The 19,434-nt window shown below is 70.2% G+C and carries 5 protein-coding genes; 1 reads left to right on the top strand and 4 read right to left on the bottom strand.

The window, feature by feature from the left end; genetic code table 11:
* Positions 1 to 470 precede the first annotated feature (470 nt).
* A complete protein-coding gene (locus EV652_RS45965; protein ID WP_132207186.1) occupies positions 471 to 11,687 on the top strand; it encodes a non-ribosomal peptide synthetase/type I polyketide synthase in 11,217 nt (3,738 codons plus the stop codon).
* Between the two features lie 224 nt (positions 11,688 to 11,911).
* Here EV652_RS45965 and EV652_RS01900 read toward each other — a convergent pair whose 3' ends face one another.
* The 4 genes from EV652_RS01900 to EV652_RS45040 form a co-directional block, all read right to left on the bottom strand.
* Positions 11,912 to 12,388: a hypothetical protein gene (locus tag EV652_RS01900; protein ID WP_132207185.1), complete on the bottom strand. Its 477-nt coding sequence runs from the start codon at positions 12,386 to 12,388 to the stop codon at positions 11,912 to 11,914.
* Positions 12,389 to 12,762: 374 nt separating this feature from the next.
* Complete coding sequence (locus tag EV652_RS01895) at positions 12,763 to 13,683, bottom strand: ROK family protein (protein WP_132207184.1); 921 nt, start codon at positions 13,681 to 13,683, stop codon at positions 12,763 to 12,765.
* A gap of 10 nt (positions 13,684 to 13,693) precedes the next feature.
* Complete coding sequence (locus tag EV652_RS01890; protein WP_132207183.1) at positions 13,694 to 14,455, bottom strand: DUF7158 domain-containing protein; 762 nt, start codon at positions 14,453 to 14,455, stop codon at positions 13,694 to 13,696.
* Positions 14,452 to 19,023: a glycoside hydrolase family 38 N-terminal domain-containing protein gene (locus EV652_RS45040; RefSeq protein ID WP_132207182.1), complete on the bottom strand. Its 4,572-nt coding sequence runs from the start codon at positions 19,021 to 19,023 to the stop codon at positions 14,452 to 14,454. The genes EV652_RS01890 and EV652_RS45040 overlap by 4 nt, the downstream gene beginning before the upstream one ends.
* Positions 19,024 to 19,434 lie beyond the last annotated feature (411 nt).

Below are 19,434 nucleotides of genomic sequence, written 5' to 3'. Positions count from 1 at the left end.
CACAACTGACGGTTCGGCGGGGGTTGCCGCGGGGGCTCCTGACCGTCGCTGCATTGTGATGGCCTGGCGGTCCGCCCGGTGGGATTCCGGTGATCGGACGGTGTCGGCGGAGGGCGTACCCGGGGGCGGCGCTGCTCGTTGTGCTGGGTGGCGGCGGGCGAGCGAATTCTTAACTGTCGGCTGCCGAGATCGGACTCCTCCAGGGCGGGTCGCGGCTGGTAGGGTTCACGGCTGTCGGTCGGCGCGATGACGCACCGGGAACACTCGGTCACGGCATCATTCCGGCAGGCGGAATTACGGGGCTTTCTGTCGGTGAGAGCGAGACGGGTCTGCCCTGAGCCCGGCTCCGTCCAGTTGGGGAGGCGCGTGTCCGTGGGTCGCCAACCGGCCACCGTTGCCCCGGTGACGTGTCGGCCTGCGCTCCCGCTTGACGCCGTACCCATCCTCCTCCCGGCGGTGGCATCGGCGTGGTGAGGAGCAGTGTGGACCGGCCGGCGATCAGCACCGGACCGGCCCTGATGATTCCGGCCGGGTACCCGCGCGACCTACCGAGTGCGTTGCTGCGGGCTGCCCGCGACTTCGGCGGCGCCGGTGTCGTCGAGATCGGGCCGGACGGTCGCGAGACCAAGCTCGACTTCCCGACCCTGCTCGAACTCGCCGCTCGCATCCTGGCCGGGCTGCGGGCGAACGGCGTACGCGCCGGAGATCCCGCGGTCGTGCACTGCACAGAACCGGTCGGTTTCTTCGCCTCGTTCTGGGCCTGCACGCTGGGCGGCATCCGCCCGCTGCTGATGGCGCCGAGCGCCGACGGTGACCGGACCGAGGAGGGCCGCGAGCGGCTCCGCAAGGTGACCGACCTGCTCGGCTGGACGGTCCTGATCGGCCGCCCGTCCGACCTCCCGAACGACCTCGGCCTGCCCGTCCTCGACCCGGACGCGCTGGCCGGCCACGAGCCGACGTCTGAGTTCCATCGGCCGGCTGCCGACGATGTCGCCGTACTGATGATGTCGTCAGGGACCAGCACCGGTACGCCGAAGATCGTGCAGCTGACCCATCGCGGGCTGGTCGAGTTCGCGGCCGGTACGCCGGCCATGCTGCCGGTCCGCCCAGGACAGACGACGCTGAACTGGCTGCCGCTGGACCAGAGTGGCGCGTTCCTGCTGTACCACCTGCTGCCCGTGTTCACCGGCTGCACGAACATCCACGTGAACACCGACTGGGTGCTGACCAACCCGCTGCGCTGGCTGGACCTGATGGACCAGCACCGGGTCAACCACTCCTGGTCGCCGAACTTCGGCTACCGCCTCGCCACCCAGGCCATCGCGGGTGAGACGGACCGGCACTGGGACCTGTCCGCGCTGCGCAGTCTCGTCAGCGGTGGTGAGCAGATCACCGTGCCGGTGATGTCCGAGTTCCTCCGGCTGACGAACCGCTTCGGCGTCGTACCCGAGACGTTCGTCGCGGCCTGGGGGATGACCGAGACCGTCACCGGGATCACGTTCGCGCGCCCCGGGCTGACGCCGAACGTGCACCGCGTCCGCATCCCGCCGACCGGAATCGTCGAGTGGGTCGACCAGCGACCCTCGACCGGCAAGGTCGCGGTGGCTCGACCGGGCAAGGCGCGGGCCGAGGCGCCCGGCGTACTGAGCCTGGTGTCGGTGGGTGCACCTGCGCCGGGGACGACCGTACGGATCGTCGCGCCCAACGGCGCGGTCCTGCCGGAGGGCCGGATCGGGCATCTGCAGATCGCGTCCGCTCGGGTGACACCTGGCTACCTTGGCAACCTGGAGGCGGATCGGGCCGCGTTCCCGATCGGCAACTGGCCGGCCCGCAAGTGGCTCGCGACCGGCGACCAGGGCTTCATCACCGGCGGGCAGGTGATCATCACCGGCCGGGACAGCGAACGCATCATCATGTCCGGGAAGCTGTACTACGCCCACGACATCGAGTCGGTCGCATCATCCGTCGTCGGCGCCGAACACGGCCTGATCGCGGCCTGCGGAATCGCGGATGCGGAGACCGGGACCGACCGGCTGGTCGTGTTCTACGCGCTCACACCCGAGTCGATCCCGGGGATGGACCAGGCGATCCGAAGCCTGATCCAGGGGCGGCTCGGCCTCGAGGCCAAGGTCATCGGCGTACCGCGACGCGACTTCCCGACCACCCCCGGCGGCAAGATCCTCCGCCCGCTACTTCGCCAACGCTGGATCGACGGCACCCTCGAGACGCCTCCCAGCCCGTACGTCGAACCAGCCGGAGCCAGCTCCTACTCCGGCCCAGCCGGCGAAGGCCCGGCCGCCGACGCCGCCGACACCCGCGTCTCGGTCGAAGAAGACGCCAGCGAACGAACGATGGAACTCCCAGTCGTCCGCCTCGCCTGGAAACGCACACTCCAACAATCCATCCCCACCCCACCCGAACGCCCCACCCTAGGCGCCCCCCGAGCCCCTGACGCCGCAGCTGAGCCCGCCCCCGCAGTCGAGCCGGACTCTGCAGTCGAGCCGAACCCCGCAGTCGAGCCGGCCCCTGCAGTCGGGCCGGATTCTGCGGTCGAGCCGGACTCCGGAGTTGAGCCCGACGAAACCAACGCCTACTTCGACAGCACAGCCTTCTCCCGCCACCCCGAGCAGGCGCCAGTACCCGCCGACCCAGACGCCACCACCCTGCTCCCTCGGGTAACGGCCAACACCACCCCGGTGCCGAGCAACGCCGCGCCCGCACCAACCGAGCCGCCCGTCAGCCCGCAAGCCGACGCACAGGCCCCGACTGCGACCGCACCCCACGAGTCGCTCCCGTACCCCGAGCCAACCCCCGGCGCCGACGACGAGTCCGCCGAGCCCGGCCCCAGGCCGAGCGAGCAGCCCGAGCAGGCGGTCGCCCAGCCCACCGAGCCCGAGCCAGACACCACCGGCGAGCCAATCGAGGCAACCGCGACGGACGCCGCTCGGCTTGCCGAGCCTGACCTCACCGCCGAAGCCGAACCTGAGGCCACCGCCCAGGCCGAGCCGGACCTCACCGCCGAAGCCGAACCGGAGCCCACCACCGGACCCGAGCCCACCGCCGAAGCCAAACCGGAGCCCACAGCCGGACCCGAGCCGACCCCCGAGCCCACAGCCGCCACCTCTGAGCCCGAGGTGACCGCCGACTCCGTCACCGCCGAGCCCGGCCCCGTACCGAGTGCCGAGCCCGCGCAGGAGGTTGCTCAGGCCGACCCTCGGCCCGAATCCACCACGCAACCCGTCGTCAAGTCGACCTCCGAGCCTGGGTCGGAAGCCGCTCGAGTAGCCGAGCCTCAGGCCGCCGCCGAGCCTGACAGCGACTCCGAAGCCGGCTCGACTCCCGCGCCTGAGGCCACAGCCGAACCCGGCTCTGTCACCTCCGAGTCCGGCCCCGAGCCGAGGGTCGAGCCCGCGGAAGAAGTTGCTCTGGCCGCCGAGGCCGAGCCCACTCCGGAGCCTGACTCCACCCCTGAGCCCGACTCCACCGCCGAGGCCGAGTCCGGCACCGGCGTGGCCGGATCCGGCTCCAGCGTCGAGCCTGGCCAAGAGGTTGCTCAGGCTGCCGAGCCTGAGACCGACATCGAGCCCGAGCCCTCCACCGAGCAGGTCGCTGAGGCTGCCGCGGAGGTTGCGCAGCCCGCCGACCCCGAGGCCGAGCCCACCCAGGAGCTCGACTCCATCTCGGTTCCCGATGTCAGCTCCGAGACCGAAACCGTCGCCGCCGCGGTCGAGTCCCGCACCGGCGAGGCTGGTTCCGAGCCGACCGTCGTGCCCCCGGAGGAGGCTGCTCAGGCGCCTGAGGCCGCGACCGAGGTCGGGGCCACCACCGGGCAGGTCACTGATCCAGCTGAGGATGCCGCGCACCCCGTCGAGCCCCAGGCCGACCCCGAGCACCAGGCCGGCCTCGAGCCCGAGGTCACCGCCGAGGCGGAGCCGACTTCCGAATCTCAGGTCGCCACCGAGGCCGAGTCCGACATGCCCAGCGCCGAGTCCAGCGCAGGGGAGGTCGAGTCCGAGGCGGACGCCGCACCTGCCGAGGAGGCCGCTCAGGCCGCGCAGCCCGTCGAGCGCCAGGCCGACCCCGAGCACCAGGCCGGCCTCGAGCCCGAGGTCACCGCCGAGGCGCGGCCGGCTTCCGAAGCTGAGGTCGCCACCGAGGCCGAGGCCGACGCGGCCAGCGCTGAGTCCGGCGCGGGGGAGGCCGAGTCCGAGCCGGACACCGCAGCTGCGGAAGAGGCTGCTCAGGCCGCGGAGCCCGAGCACACCGCCGAGTCCGAGCAGACCGCCGAGTCCGAGCAGACCACCGAGCAGGTCGCCGGCTTGAGCGCTGAGTCGGAGGCGGAGGTTGCTCGGGTGGTCGAGCCCGGGCCGACCTCGGGGCAGGCGTCGACCTCTGAGCAGGAGCTAGCCTCCGGGCCCGAGGAGGTTGCCGCCGAGGCTGGACCGCTCGCTCGCGAGGCTGGATCTGAGCCCGGCGTCGTACCTGCGGAGGAGGTTGCTCAGGCCGCGGAGCCCGAGCAGGCTGCCGGGCCCGAGCAGACTCCCGAGCCCGAGCAGACCGCCGATGGCGAGTCGACCGCTGGGCAAGAGCTAACGTCCGGGGCTGAGGAAGTAGCTGGCGAGGCTGCATCCGTCGTGGGGGAGGACGAGTCCAAGCCGGGCGTCGTACCTGCGGAGGAGGTTGCTCAGGCCGCGGAGCCCGAGCAGGCTGCCGGGCCCGAGCAGACTCCCGAGCCCGAGCAGACCGCCGATGGCGAGTCGACCGCTGGGCAAGAGCTAACGTCCGGGGCTGAGGAAGTAGCTGGCGAGGCTGCATCCGTCGTGGGGGAGGACGAGTCCAAGCCGGGCGTCGTACCTGCGGAGGAGATCGCTCAGGCCGCGGTGCCCGAGCACACCGCCGGGCCCCAGCAGACCACTGAGCTCGAGTCGAGCACCGATGAGGTCGCCGACTCGAGTGGTGAGTCGGAGGCGGAGGTCGCGCAGGCCGTCGAGCCCCAGGCCGACCCCGAGCCCGAGGTCACCGCCGAGGCGGAGGCGACGTCCGAACCTGACGTCGCCGCCGAGTCCGTTACCGGCGAGGCCGGATCTGAGCCGGGCGTCGTACCCGCGGAGGACGCTCCTGAGGCCGGGCAATCCGCCGAGGTCGAGCCCGCGGCCGAGCAGGTCGCTGGCTTGAGGGCTGAGTCGGAGGCTGAGGTTTCTGGGGTTGTCGAGCCGGCGACGACCTCGGAGCAGGAGCAAAGCTCCGGGGCCGAGGAGGTTGCTGGCGAGGCTGCATCCGTCGCGGGGGAGGCCGAGTCCGGGCCGAGCGTCGTACCGGCGGAGGAGGTTGCTCAGGCGGCTGAGCCTGCCGCCGAGACCGAGACCGAGTCCGTTACCGGCGAGGCCGACTCCGAGCCGGGTGTCGTAGCCGCGGAGGTTGCTCAGGCTGTGGAGCCCGAGCAGACCGCGGAGCCTGAGCAGAGCGCCGAAGGCGAGTCGACCTCCGAGCAGGACGTGACTTCCGGGTCTCAGGAGGTTGCTGCCGAGGCTGCATCTGTCGCGGAGGAGGCTGAGCCGGGCGTCGTAGCCGCGGAGGAGGTTGCTCAGGCTGTGGAGCCCGAGCAGACCGCGGAGCCCGAGCAGAGCGCCGAGGGCGAGTCGACCCTCGAGCAGGAGCCCGCGCGGATCGCTGCGGCTGCAGCCGTCGGGGGCGAGGCTAGATCCGAGACTGTGGTGGCGTCCGAGCCCGCGCTGGCGGCGGCTGCGGCTCAGGGGCAGGTTGGGCGGGGGGTGGGTGGTAAGGCGGCGGTGGTTGAGCCGGTGGCTGTGGTGGGGTTGGCTGGGCGGTTCCCGGGGGCGGAGACGCTGGAGCAGTTCTGGGACAACCTGGTGGGTGGGGTGGAGAGCATCCGCCGGTACACGCCCGATGAGGTGAGCCAGGCCGGTGGGCACCCGGACGACGATCTCGTCGCCGTGAATGGTGCGCTCGATCATGTGGCGTCGTTCGACGCGAAGTTCTTCGGGCTCGGCGATCGCGAGGCCGAGTTGATGGATCCGGCGCAGCGGCTGTTCCTCGAGGTTTGCTACCAGGCGCTCGAGCACGGCGGGTACGCCGGGACCGCGAGCCGCGTCGGCGTCTTCGCCGGCTCCGGCATGAACCTCTACGCCCAGCAGAACCAGCCGCGCGACTCCCTGGCTACCCGGGTCGCGTACCGTCTCGGCCTGACCGGCCCCGCGATCGGCGTACAGTCCGCCTGGTCGTCCTCGCTCGTCGCGGTGCATCTCGCCTGCCAGGCCCTCAGATCCGGCGACGCGGATCTCGCGCTTGCCGGTGCGGCCGCCGTACAGGTGCCTCAGGCAACGGGTTATCACCCGGCGCCGGAGTCGATCCTGTCGCCGAGTGGTCAGGTCCGCGCGTTCGACGCCGGGGCGGACGGCACGGTCGGTGGCAATGGTGTGGCCGCCGTACTGCTCAAGCGGCTCGACCAGGCAGTGGCCGACGGCGACACCGTGTACGCCGTCATCCGTGGCACCGCGGTCAGCAACGAGGACGCGCCTGCGGGCAACCAGGTCGAACTCATCGAACGGGCGCTCGAGCGCGCCGGATTCGCGGCCGACTCGCTCAGCTACATCGAGGCCAACGCGATCGGCAGCGCGACCGCTGACTCGGCCGAGGTGAAGTCGCTGACGACCGCGCTGCGCCGGCACACGGACAAGGTCGGCTTCTGCACGATTGGCTCGATCAAGCCGAACATCGGTCATCTCGACAGCGCCGCGGGGATGGCCGGCCTGATCAAGACCATCCTGATGCTGCAGCACCGGATGCTGGTCCCGACGATCAACTACACCGAGCCGAACCCGGACCTCGCGCTCGAGGGCAGCCCGTTCGTGATCGGCACCGAAGTCCGCGACTGGGAGGCCGGTACGACGTTGCGCGCCGGCGTCGGCGCACTCGATGCCGGCGGCACCAATGCACAGGTGATCCTGGAGGAGGCACCGCGGCAGATCCGCCGTGGCGACGACGGTCCGGTCGTGCTGCCGCTGTCCGCGCCCGACCTGGACGCGCTGGCCGACCTGGTCGAGTTGTACCGCACAGACCTCGGCCACGGCACCGGCCACCGCCTCATCGACCTTGCTGGTACGGCGGCACTCGGCCGGCCGGCGTACCGGCACCGGATCGCTGTCGCCGGCTCGTCGGAGGCCGAGCTGGTCGATGCACTCGGCACAGCGCAGGCAGCTGAGGTGCCGCGCGGTGGACCCGGGCCACTGGGCTATGCGTTCACCGGACAGGGTGCCGCACGTCGTGGCATGGCTGCTGGGCTTGCAGCTCGCTTCCCAGTGTTCCGGTCGGTGCTGGACGAGTGCGACCGCGTGTACGCCGAGGAGACCGGTGGCAGCCTGCTTGAGCTGTTGCTGACGCCTGCCGGTTCGTCTGAGGGCGTCTGGCCGACAGAGACCGCGCAGCCTGCTCTGTTCGCGTTTGAGCTTGCGTTGGCGCGGTTGTGGCAGTCGTTCGGCGTACAGCCCGCACTGGTGGTCGGACACAGTGTCGGGGAGTACGCCGCTCTGTGTGTGGCCGGTGCGTTGTCGCTACAGGACGGCGTACGGCTGACGGCCAAGCGCGGCGAGCTGATGCAGCGTGGCACGGTGCCTGGCGCGATGGTCGCCGTACGGGCGGATGCCGATCGGGTCCGCGAGTTGGCGCAGACGCCGGGTGTGGAGATTGCCGCAGGCAACGGTCCGCAGTCGTTCGTGCTGACCGGGTCCGAAGTGATCGTCGGGCAGTTGGCCGCGCAGCTCGACCGGTTGGAGGTCGCGTGGCAGCGGCTGGACGTCGACCGGGCGTTCCACAGTTCGCTGGTGGACCCGATCCTCGCGGACTTCGCGGCGATCGTTCGCGAGATCACGCTGAAGCCGCTGCGTACGCCGATGGTGTCGAGCTGGTCCGGCGAGCTGCTCGAGTCGGGGACTGTGCTGGACAGTGACTACCTGGTCGGCCAGTTGCGCCAGCCGGTGCTGTTCGGCGACGCGGTCGAGGCGGTCACTGCGGCTGGGTGCCGGCGCTTCCTGGAGCTGGGGCCCGACGCCGTATTGAGCCCGGCCGGTCGCCGGATCGCACCGAACAGCACGTGGATTCCGGCGCAGCGGCTCGGGCAGGATCCGGTCCTGGCGACGATGAACGGCCTGGCCGAGCTATACGAGCAGGGCACGGAGATCGCTTGGTCGAAGGTGTACGCCGATGGCGGTCGCGTGCCGTTGCCGACGTACCCGTTCCGTCGGGTGCACCACCCGATCGACCCCTCGGCCACTGTTGCTGGTTCTGCTGCGGGTGATACCGATGACGCGGCTGCTGGGCGGTCGGGTACGCGGATGCAGCCGAGTGCGTTCGAGCGGGCGGCGCGGGCGCAGGCTGCGGCCTTCGAGCCGGTGAGCGGTACTGGTCCCGCGGTGAAGAGGATCCCGCTGGACCCGCCGACCGAGCCGGATCCGGCCGAGATTGCGAAGGCAGACGAGAACGAGGCGGGGGATCGGTCGCCGTTCGCTCTACCGGCGGAGACGCATCAGCTGGATGCGGACTACCTGCTCCAGGCGGGCTCCTTGTCGGGTGACGAGGTCTCGGCTGAGCGGTACCGCGAGTCTCTCGACGTGGTGCTCGACCTGACCTGCGAGAAGCTGTCGCTCGACCCGTACGACCTGACCGTCGACCACACCTTTGCGGAACTCGGCGCCAACCCTGCGTCGATGACCCCCGTGATCGAAGAGATCAACACGCGCTTCGCCGTCAAGCTCACGCCCGAAGACCTCTTCACTGCGCACACGACGCCGCACAAACTCGCGACCGCGGTAGCCGTCCAAACTCCGAAGCCCGAGACCGCGGTGATCCGGGGCGTAGAAGTTGCCGAGGACATCGAACCCTCAGACATGGCCGAAGAAGTTGCCGAGGGCGCCGAGGTGGCTGAAACGCCTTCTGCTGTTGAGGATCCGGCCGAGGAAGCGCCGGCTCGCGATCCGCGGGCTGCGTTGGCGGTGCTGGGGTCGGGGCTCGCTGAGTTGGCCGCGAAGGTGGACGAGGCGGCGGAGGCAACCAGCGAGGCTGAGCTGCCTGGGTCCGGCATGGCCGCGCTCATGTCTCAACAGCTCCGGGTAGCAGGCCAGCTGGTCGACGGCGTCACCAAGCTGATGCGCGAGCAGTTGGCCCTCCTCAACGAGCACACTCCAGAAACCGCAGGCACCACTGATGAGGCTTCAGAGCCGGAGGGTGCCGAAGTCCCGCAGAGCGCCGACGTCCCGAAGAGTGCCGACGTCCCGGCGAGCGCTGCGGAGGAGGCATCCGCCGGCGAGGCCAAAGCCTCACTGGCTTCGGCTACCAGGGTGCGGGCGGAGCAGGTGTCCGCAGGAGGTTCGGCGGCTGCCGGCGTCGTACCGGATGATGCTGCCGCGGAGGCGTTGCGGGAGGAGCGGGAGCTTCGGCGGCGGGAGTTCGAGTACTGGGATCTGGCTTTGGCCGGGGCGGAGCCGTTGGTCTTGCCGGGAGATCGCCCGGCGGGTGAGCCGGGTGTTGCCTCGGTCAAGCAGGAGTTGGAGAGCGAGCTCGGCGACGCGGTGTTTGTGTTCAGCCGGGAGCGCAAGGTCAGCCCGCTGATGGTGATGCTGGCAGCGGTGGGGACTGTGCTCGGACGGTTCACGACGCAGGACGATGTGACCATCGGGACCGCGCTGATCCGGCCGAAGGGCGACACTTCGACGACGGCGCAGCGCGCGTTGCCGATCAGGATCGATCTGTCCGGCGAGCCTGATCTCGGGGAGCTCGCGCATCGGGTCCGCGACGTCACGACCGGTGCGTACGACCACGCCGGCACCGATCTCGCCGTACTGGAGCGTGACCCGCTCTTCCAGGTGCTGGTGGAGTTCGAGGAAGGTGAGGAGGAGCTGCCTGAGCACGTCGACCTGCGGCTGCGGCTGACTCACCACGGCGCCGGCATCACCTGTACGGCGGACTATCGCTCCGACCTGTTCAAGCAGAGCACCATCGATCGCCTCCTGGGGTACCTGGAAGCGGTACTGCGTCGTGCGACCAGCCAACCGCACCTGCGCCTGCCCGACCTGATGCTGCCGATCGAGTCCGACCTCGAGACGTTGCGTGAGCTGGAGGGCGACATCGACCCCGCCGGTCTGATCGGCCGGGTACGGCGGAACGCGGTGGTGGCCGGTGAGCTCAGCGGACTGCACACGCTCTTCGAGCAGCAGGTCGCCCGGACACCCGACGCGATCGCACTGATCCAGGGCGAGCGAGAGCTGACGTACGCCGAACTCGACCGCCGGTCCAACGCGGTCGCGTGGCAACTCGTCGACCTCGGCGTGAAGCCCGGGCAACTGGTCGCCGTACGTGTTGCCCGAGGCACCGAACTCGTCGTCGCGGTGCTCGCCGTACTGAAGTCGGGCGCGGCCTACCTGCCGCTGGATCCCGGCGTACCGGAGTCGCGCTGGGCGTTCATGGTCGAGGATTCGTCCGCGGTCGCGCTGGTAGGTGACGACGCGGCGCTGGCCGATCGGCTCGGGCTGCGGCTGGTTCCGGTCGCGGCGGTGGACGGCGACCTGCGGTCGCAGCAGGGACCGCCAGTGCGGTCGGCGGCCGATGATGTTGCCTACTGCATCTACACGTCTGGCTCGACCGGTAACCCGAAGGGCGTGCTGGTTCCGCATCGCGGGCCGGTCAACCTGATCCGGCACTACCTGCGGACCCGGAGCTCGCTGCGGACGTTGCAGTGGACGTCGTTCGGGTTCGACGTCCACGTGCAGGAGCTGTTCACCGCGCTCGCGTCGGGTGCGCCGCTGGTGCTGATCGGCGAGGACGACCGGTACGACCCGGACGCGGTGATCGCGGCGCTGCGGGACCACGGTGTCGAGCGGCTGTTCATGGCATTCAGCCCGTTGACGGCGTTGCTCGCGACCATGCGCCGACTGCCGGAACTGCCCGCGCTGCGCGAGATCGTCGCGGGCGGCGAGGCGATGGTGCTCACGCACAAGGTGCGCGACTTCCTCGAGGTGCATCCGGACTGCCGGCTGTTCAACGAGTACGGCCCGGCCGAGGCGTCGATCGTGACCACGATCCACGAGGTCGACCCGGCCGAGGACCGGCCGTCGATCGGCCGTCCGGTCGAGGGCGTCGTCGTACGGCTGCTGGACGCGGCGCTCCGGCCGGTGCCGGTCGGCGCGGTCGGGGAGATCCACCTCGGCGGTGCGGCCGTCGCCCAGGGCTACATCGGCCGTCCGGACGAGACCGAGCGCGTGTTCGTACCGGACCCGGGTCATCCGGGCGGTCGGCTGTACCGCAGCCGCGATCTCGGTCGCTGGCGGGCGGACGGGACGCTGGAGTACCTCGGTCGCGCGGACGACCAGGTGAAGATCCGCGGTCACCGGGTCGAGCCGGGCGAGACCGAACACGTACTGGCAGATCAGCCGGGTGTGGTCGACGCGGTGGTGGTCGCGTGTGCGGATCTGGCCGGTGACACGTGCCTGCTCGGGTACGTCGTACTGGAGGACAGCGATCCCGCGGTGCTGGCCCGGTTGATGCTTGACCTGGGCAAGGAGTTGCCGATCTACCTGGTCCCGGCCGACCTGATCCCGATCGAGGAACTCCCGCTCGACGACAACGGCCGGCTGGACCGCAGCCGTCTCCCCGAACCCGAGTGGCTCAAGCCCTAACCGGTGCGACGCTTCGGCCGGTGGCGAGGGGTACGACGCAGTGCGCCAGCTTGACGTGGTGCGACCGGGATCTGCGGTTGTCAGCAGACCCGGCCGCGGAGAGCGCTGCCCAGGCGAGGTCTAGGCCAGGACGTCGGTTCTGCACCGGGGACGGGAGTTGTGTCGGTGGCAGCCCTCCCGCACCCACCGGCCCACCGTCCACGGTGCAGAACCCGCGTCGATCCTCATCCCTCCTGAGGACCGATCGCACTCCGTGCAGGTCTGCCGCGGAACAGCGATGAGGCGCTGATCACGCAGACGAGCACGGAGTAGATCGCAAGCGCTGACCCGACACTGCCGGCCGTGGTTCCGACGCCGGCCGGGCCAGTTCCGTTCCCACCGGATCCGGACCCGAGCGCCATGACCGAGGTGATCACGACCAGCGCGATCAACGGTCCGGTCCAGCCGAGCACGCCCATCCGGCGTGCGTGCCCGCCGTCGCCCTGCCCACCGGAACCCGAGCCGGAGCCCGGGAGAGCACCCGGGCGAGAACCGGTGCCGGTCTCCGGTGAGCAGGCCGTGACCGCGCCTGCGATGGTCGCGGCGGGAGCCGAGCCGGCGAGGGCTCGTCCGCGCAGGCAACCATGCAGGGCGGCAACGCCGCGCGCGACGGCGACAGCGGTGATGAAGGTAGCGAAGAGGAGGAGTGCGGCGACGTCCATCCGGACCGATCCCTCTGGGTCGAGCGTTGCCTCGGACAACGCTGGCGGACGTTGCTACCTCACTGACGTACTGCCACGCGATGGCGGCGGAGAGTCTCCTCTCCGCCGCACTCGCGTTCTGGTCGGTCCAGGCCCCCCGTGACCGGCCGTTGTGGTCAGTCCAGGCCCCCTCGACCGACCGTGGATGACGTGCCCCCACCCCATCCATTCGTTGCATCGGGTACGAGGGGGCGGTCGTTACACGGTTCGGGGCAATTGGGTAAGAATTGCGCAAAGGTGCGCGGGACACCCTTTTCTGCACGAGATAACTGTGCGTGAGGTCACGAATGAATCACTCGAGGTGGTGAGAGCGCTTCAACCGGGGTCGCGGGAGTTCAGCTGAGAGTGGACCACGCTTGGTGGGCGGCGCCGAGGAGACCGGCGTTGTCGAGTTGGGCGGGTTCGACGCTGAGGTCGGTGACGAAGGGGAGCTGGGCGAGGCGCTTGACCCAGGCCTGGACCGGGTCGAAGAGGATCGGGCCGGCCTTGGCGACTCCGCCGCCGATGACCACCGTGGTGAGGTCGACGGTGACCGCGGTCGCGACGATACCGGCGGCGAGCGCCTGGGCTCCGTCATCGAAGGTCGCCAGCGCGAGCTCGTCCCCGGCGGCCGCGTCGGCAGCCAGTACGGCGGCATCCACCGCCTCGTCGGCCCGCCAGCCGCGACGCTTGGCCCGGGCAACCATCCGCGGCCCGCTCGCATACGCCTCGACGCACCCGGACGACCCGCACGCACACGACTCGCCGTCCAGGTCCACGACCACGTGACCGATGTGCGCGGCGTTCCCCGACTGACCGATCAGCGGCTTCCCGTCGACGACCAGTCCACCGCCGACACCGGTCGACACCACGATGCCGAGCAGCGTGTCGACCTCCCGCCCAGCCCCGGTCCAGAACTCGCCAAGCGCGAAGCAGTGCCCGTCCACCCCGAGCGTCACCGGTACGTCGCCGACCAGCGCGCGGACCCGGTCGACCAGCGGGAAGTTCCGCCAGCCGCCGATGTTCACCGGCGACACCAACCCATGCGTCTGGTCCAGTGGCCCGGCCGAACCGATCCCGACCGCCAGCGGCGTCGCGTCGCCGCGGACCTTGTCGATCAACTCGGCCAGCGCGGCGAACACCTCGTCGGCGCCGCCGGCCGGGGTGAGGATCCGGTCCCCGGTCAAGATCCGGCCGTCGGCGGACACGAGAGCGGCGGCCATCTTCGTGCCGCCGATGTCGATTCCGAGAACCGTACTCACTGCATCGTCGCTCATCGTCCCCCCGTCAGTGCCGGTGCAGGTTGTCAGGTTGGCTGCTATCGCCCGGGTGCTCGAGCCCGCGGACCAGCTGGACCCGCTCGTGCATGGCCGCGTTCAGCCAGCGCGCGAACGCCTCCAGCCGGGCGCTCAGCAGCAACTCGCGATGCCAGCCCGCCACGGGTACGCCGGGATCCGCCGGTGGCTCCTCACCCAGTACGTCGGCCGCGTACGCCAACTGCTCGGCCGCGATCCGTACGTCCGCGGTCACCAGCCCGGCAACCCGTCGTACCGCTTCCGAACCGGCAAGGGCCGCAGCCGTGATCGACCCGACCGCAATCGCCGTCGACACGTCGATCGCCCCCGCATCGGCACCATCCCGCGATCCGACAGACGCCCCGGGCGCGATCTCCTGCGGCCCGGCAGACGTCTCGAGTTCGACGTCCCGCGGGGCGGCAGGAGGCTCGGCGGGTGCGACGTCCTGCGGTCCGGGCGGAGTCTCGGGTTCGGCGTTCGTGTGGCGGTGGAGTTCGTCTAGGCAGAGCTGCTCGGTGAGGACGACCTGGGCGACCCAGCGGGTGAGCTGGCGGCCCTCGCGGCTGTCCGGCCGGGGGAGAACGCAGGCGGCGTCGCCGGCCCGCAGGACCGCGAGCCGATCGTCGAGCAGCTCGCGGGGCACGGGCTCACCGTTGAGGTACGCCATCACCTCCGGTGGCGCCACCGGCGCCTGGCTGTGCCCCTGCCCGTGGCTGTGCCCATGACCGTGGCCCACGGTGACAGCGGCCGTCACAGGATCTCCAGGCGGACGGTGGGTGCGTACTGGGCCCGGCCGAACCACATCACCTTCGGCAGCACCCAGGCGTGCGCCGGTGTCGCACCCGCCGGAGCCTGCACTGGCACCGGAACGGTGACAGACGACTTCGGCGGCACGACGACCAGCCGGACCGGGTCGGGCAACCACGACCAGGTCCCGTACGGCGATGCCAGCTGCAGCTCGGCGCGGATCTCCGACGACGTGTTGTTCGCGAACTCCAGCTCGAATGTCTCCGACGTACCGGGAGTCAGCCGCAGGTCCTGCGTCGACGGCGTCACGGTCAGACCGGTCGGTCGTCCTGGCTCGCCCTCGACCGCGCCCGAGCCGTGTTCCGGCTCCTCGGTTGGTGGCATCCCGAAGCCGAGAGTCGCGGTCAGCTCTGGGCTCTCGCCGACGAACACCGTGACGACGTCCTCGACCGCCGTGACGCCGGCACCACCGGCGAGCTCGTCGGTCTTGGTGAGCACCCGGGCGGCGACGAAGTACTGCCCGGGCTCGCAGTTCTCCGGTGGTGTCACGTTCGCGAGGTGGCGGACGTAACCACCCGGCTCGAGCCGGAGTGAACGATCGGATTGGTCAGTTGTCCACCCGTCCGGGAGTCCGATTGTAAACAATCCTTCGGCCGGAGTGTCGGCGTACTGGTTCGCGATCACCATCGAGATCTCGAACGGTTTGCCCGCGGTGCGCGCCACGGTCGGGGAGACCGACAGGCTGACCGGCAGGAAGCCCATCTGCGCGGGTCCCCGGTTGTGCAGCCAGTAGCGTGCGTACGACGGTTGGGCCAGCTCGCCCGGTTGGCCAAGTACGGCGGGGTTCGCGGGGGCCGAACCATCGACCTCGAGTACGAAGGTATCGACAGCGGATCCGGCCAGGTCGATCGTGAAGTTGCCGTCAGCAACCTCGATCGGGGCGGCCGGGTTCTCCAGCAGATCGGCGTGGTGGGCGCCGGTGATCGGGAGGGCAGAGGTGACCGTTGCCGTCGACCCCAGGCCCGTTGCCTCGATCAAGCGCAGGGTGACGCCGTCCCGCGGGTCGGCCGGGACACCCGACCCGCGGGCGATGGGGTTGCCGGCCGGTTTCAGCGTGGAGACCAGCACGGCGCGCTCCGGGCTGACCTGGAGCAGCGAGTGTGTCGCCGGCAAGGTGCCGTCGTGCGCGGTGGTGGTTGCCGCGAGCAACGGTGAGGAGAACTCCTGGCCGCGGCTCGGCAACTGCTGCTTGCGCCAGTCGCCGTCGCCGCTGGTCAACGCGTACCGGAACTCGTGGGTCCAGTGCTGCAACTGGAACGCCGACCCGTCCGGCGCCGACCGCCGCGGCGGATCGATCCAGATCCCCGACGGCCAGCCGGTACACGACCGCATCAACGACGCATGCAACGCACCCGTCGCATCCACCGCAAACCCAGGCAGTCCATACGTCAGCAGCGCAACAGTCCGATCCTCGAACTCCTCGATCACGCCCTCGCCCTGAACGGTCGCGGTAACGCGCGCCTCGGCGAGCTCGGCAACAGCCGCAGCAACCGCAGCCGGCGTAGGCAGAACAAGAGCAGGAATAGCCCGCACATCCCGAACATCCGCGTTGGGCTGCCAAACCTCAGCCAACGCAGTCCGAGGCGGAACAAACAAAGCCCCGCCGTCGGCGGCGGATGTGGAGGAGAGCGCGGCGGATGTGGGGGAGAGGGCGTTCGGCTCGCCCGGAGCAGCGGCGCCGGGCTCCGCCTCGGCCGCGGAGGTGGGGGAGACAGCGGCGGACGCAGGCGAGGGGGCGGCGGATGTGGGGGAGACGGCGGTGGATGTTGGGGAGAGGGCGGGCGGCTCGCTCGGAGGAGCGGCGGCGGGCATCGCCTCGGTGTCTTTGTCGAGTTGGTGCAGTAGTGAGGCTGCTGCGCCTACGAGGATGCGGAGGTCGGGGAGGTTGGAGTCGACCTTGAGGTGGCCGTAGCGGGAGCCGCTCGCGAGGGAGGTGGTGGCGGTGACGCCTACTCGGGCCAGGGCTACGACCAGGTCGCGGACCTCGGCTGGGTCGGAGTCGTCTGGTACGACGATTTCCGCGATCGCCAGCGGGCGGGTGCCAACGTGGTTGCCTGAAGCATCCACCAGGTCAACTCGCGCGGTGGAGCCTAGGCCGAACCAGGTGTTGGCGGGGTTGTCCAGGGTCCAGGGGGCCTGGGCGCTGTCGACGTCGATGAGGCCGAAGCCGCGGCCGACGACGGCGCCGGCGACCTCGCTCAGCGGGAGGGCGCCGGGGACGTCGGCGGGGAACTTGACCCGGACCAGACGATCCGACTGGGCGTGGTCCAGGATCCGGGTGGTGAACTCGATCCGGTCGAGACCGTCGTACACCGTGACGACAGCTTCGTACGAGATCCCGTCGACCTCACCACGGCTGACGATCCGGCTGCCGAGTGGTCCGGCCTGCGTGAAGACCTTCGCCGGCGCTTCGCTCGAGCCGACCACCGGACCCGACGGGAGCAAGTGCCACGGACCTTCGCCGAAGCGTGGGTGGTCCGGGTACTCCTCGTAGACCCGCAGTTCGTTGCCGAGGCCCTTGAGAACTTGTCGACCGGTTCGCTTGTCGACAATCTCGCTGATCCCACCGCCGCGGGACGGATCCACGGTCACACTGAAGAACTCGTTCTCCACCGACTCGCTCGCATCCGCCGGCCCCCAAACACCAGCACCAGCCGAGCCAGCGCCAGCAGCGGAACCAGCCCCAGCAGCCGATGCAGCACCACCGCCGGCCGAACCAGCGCCAGCCGCAGGAGTCAGTGCGTACGTCCGCCACCCCAGCGACGGCACCTCAGCGGCCAGGAACGTGAGCTTGTCACCCTCGACCACCGACGGAACGTCAACACCAGCATTGTCGACAATCTGCCACGGACCGCCGGAGTCCGGCAGTTGCACGGTCGCCAGATCGGTCCGCGTGAACGACAGCGTGTTGGTCACGACCACCGCGTGCGCACCGAAGGCCGACGTGTCGATCCGTGCCGCGAACGCCTCCAACGAAGCGGTCCGCGCGGCATCCGACAGATCGTGCGCCTCGCGCCACCCGGTGACGAGGTCGATGTACACCTGGTCCGACTCCGACCCGGTGATCGCGTCGTGGTGCGCGCCGTACGCGAGCTGCCGCCAGACCTTGTCCAGCGACGCCTCAGCGAACCGGCCGAGCCCGAGCAGATCGGCGTACGTCCCGAGCTTCTCGGCGTCGACCGCGGCCACTTCGGCCGCGCGCTGGGCCTGCTTGGTGTCGATGTACGACACGTCCTTGCCGGTGTAGATCGGGTTCATGTCCCGCGACTGCGGTGACGGCCTGCGCCCTGTCTCGGCGAGCTCGGACCGGACCCGGTCCATGAAGTGCTTCGTCGTACCGCAGACGAACTTCGGCCAGGCGTAGCGAGCGTTCCAGTCGTGGTGCAGCGCGGTGATCCAGTTGTTCGGCGGTGTGTAGTCCCCACCCACCGGCAGCAGGGTGTTGCGAGTGGCTGCGACCGTCTTCAGCGTGGCAAAGAGCTGGTACGCCGTGTCGCCCGCTGCCTCGACACTCGGCGCGTGCTGCAGCTCCCAGCCCGGGCCGTAGTGGTCCGGCATGTAGTGCGTCAGTACGCCGTCCCCACTCGGGCTGATCCACTCGAACTCGCTGTGGAACTGCATGACCGCCGCAGTCCCGGCCTTCGGGTCACCCCAGGCCTGCCGCAGCGGTCCCCACTGGTGGAACGGCCCACGTGCCCATGCGGACCCGGTCAGCCCGGCCTTGGCCAGGTACCCAGGGAACTGCGGGTCGTGACCGAACACGTCCAGCTGCCACGCGTTCTGCGGGTCACCGCCGAGGATGTCGCGCTGGTACCCGACGCCGTACACGATGTTGCGGATGGTCGTCTCCGCACCGGTCAGGTTCGTGTTCGGCTCGTTGTAGGTGCCGCCGATGATCTCGACCCGGCCCTCCGCGATAAGCCGACGCAGGACCGCGCGGTTCTCCGGGAAGGTGTCGAAGTACGGCTTGAGGTAGTCGAGCTCGGCCAGCACGAAGCAGTACGCCGGATCGCGCAGAGCCAGCTTGAGATGCGCGTCGACCAGGCTGAACGCGTTGTGCGTGTAGACCGGCCGAGTGGTGCCGTCAGGACCCTGCAGGTCCCAGCTGGTCGTGTACGCCGCCTGGGTGTTCCACCAGACCGGGTCGTAGTGGAAGTGCGACACCATCACCATCGTCCAGCCCGGCTCGGCGATCACCACCGTGCCGCTGTCCGACGCCACGTCCACACCGTCCGCCACGTCGACACCGTCCGCCGAGACCGTCACGGTCGCCGCGACACTCGCGCCGTACTGCGTGCGCAGCCCATCAGCGACCGAGAGCGGGACCTCGACCCGGACCGGGCCGTCGCCTGGTGGCAGGTCCGCCGCACCGGAGACGCCGTCGCCGGCGACTCGCACGGAGAGCGCGCCGTCGCTGGTGGAACGGGTCAGTTCCACCCGCAGCAGCTGGCGGGGATCGTCGTCGCTGCCGGCGAACAACTCGGGCGAGGAGACGTGAGTGATCTGTACGGTCACGGTGTCTGGCTCCGTCGAGAGCGGTCAAGGTCGAGAGACAACGTTATCCGTAGTCGGCCCGGACAGCGAGGGGTCATTTCCAGGAATCCGGGCAGAACCCACGTGCGTACGCTCAGAATTCGCCCTGACAACCCCTGACAACGATCGCACTCAGGGTGGCGACGGGCGCTAATTATTAGCTGTCCGTGATGGGTTGGGCACCCGCTTTCCCGCGCTCACTAAGGGCCTCCGCCGGAGGCGGTCCAGCGCGCGAAGGCGCTCGCGGCAGCAGTTGGCGGTGCCGACGGGCAGGGGCGGGGCGCAGGGGCAGCGGGGCAGGGGTCAGGGCAGCGAGAGGATCGCGGTGGGGAGCGAGGTGGGGTCGGGTGACGGGGTCGGGTGGCGGGAGGACCGTGGGCACGAGAAGGTGTG

Origin of the sequence: Kribbella steppae (assembly GCF_004342025.1) — a bacterium.
Taxonomy (GTDB): Bacteria; Actinomycetota; Actinomycetes; order Propionibacteriales; family Kribbellaceae; genus Kribbella; species Kribbella steppae.
The sequence above is the reverse complement of the archived record's forward strand: the minus strand, read 5'-3'. Positions and strand labels throughout refer to the sequence as shown.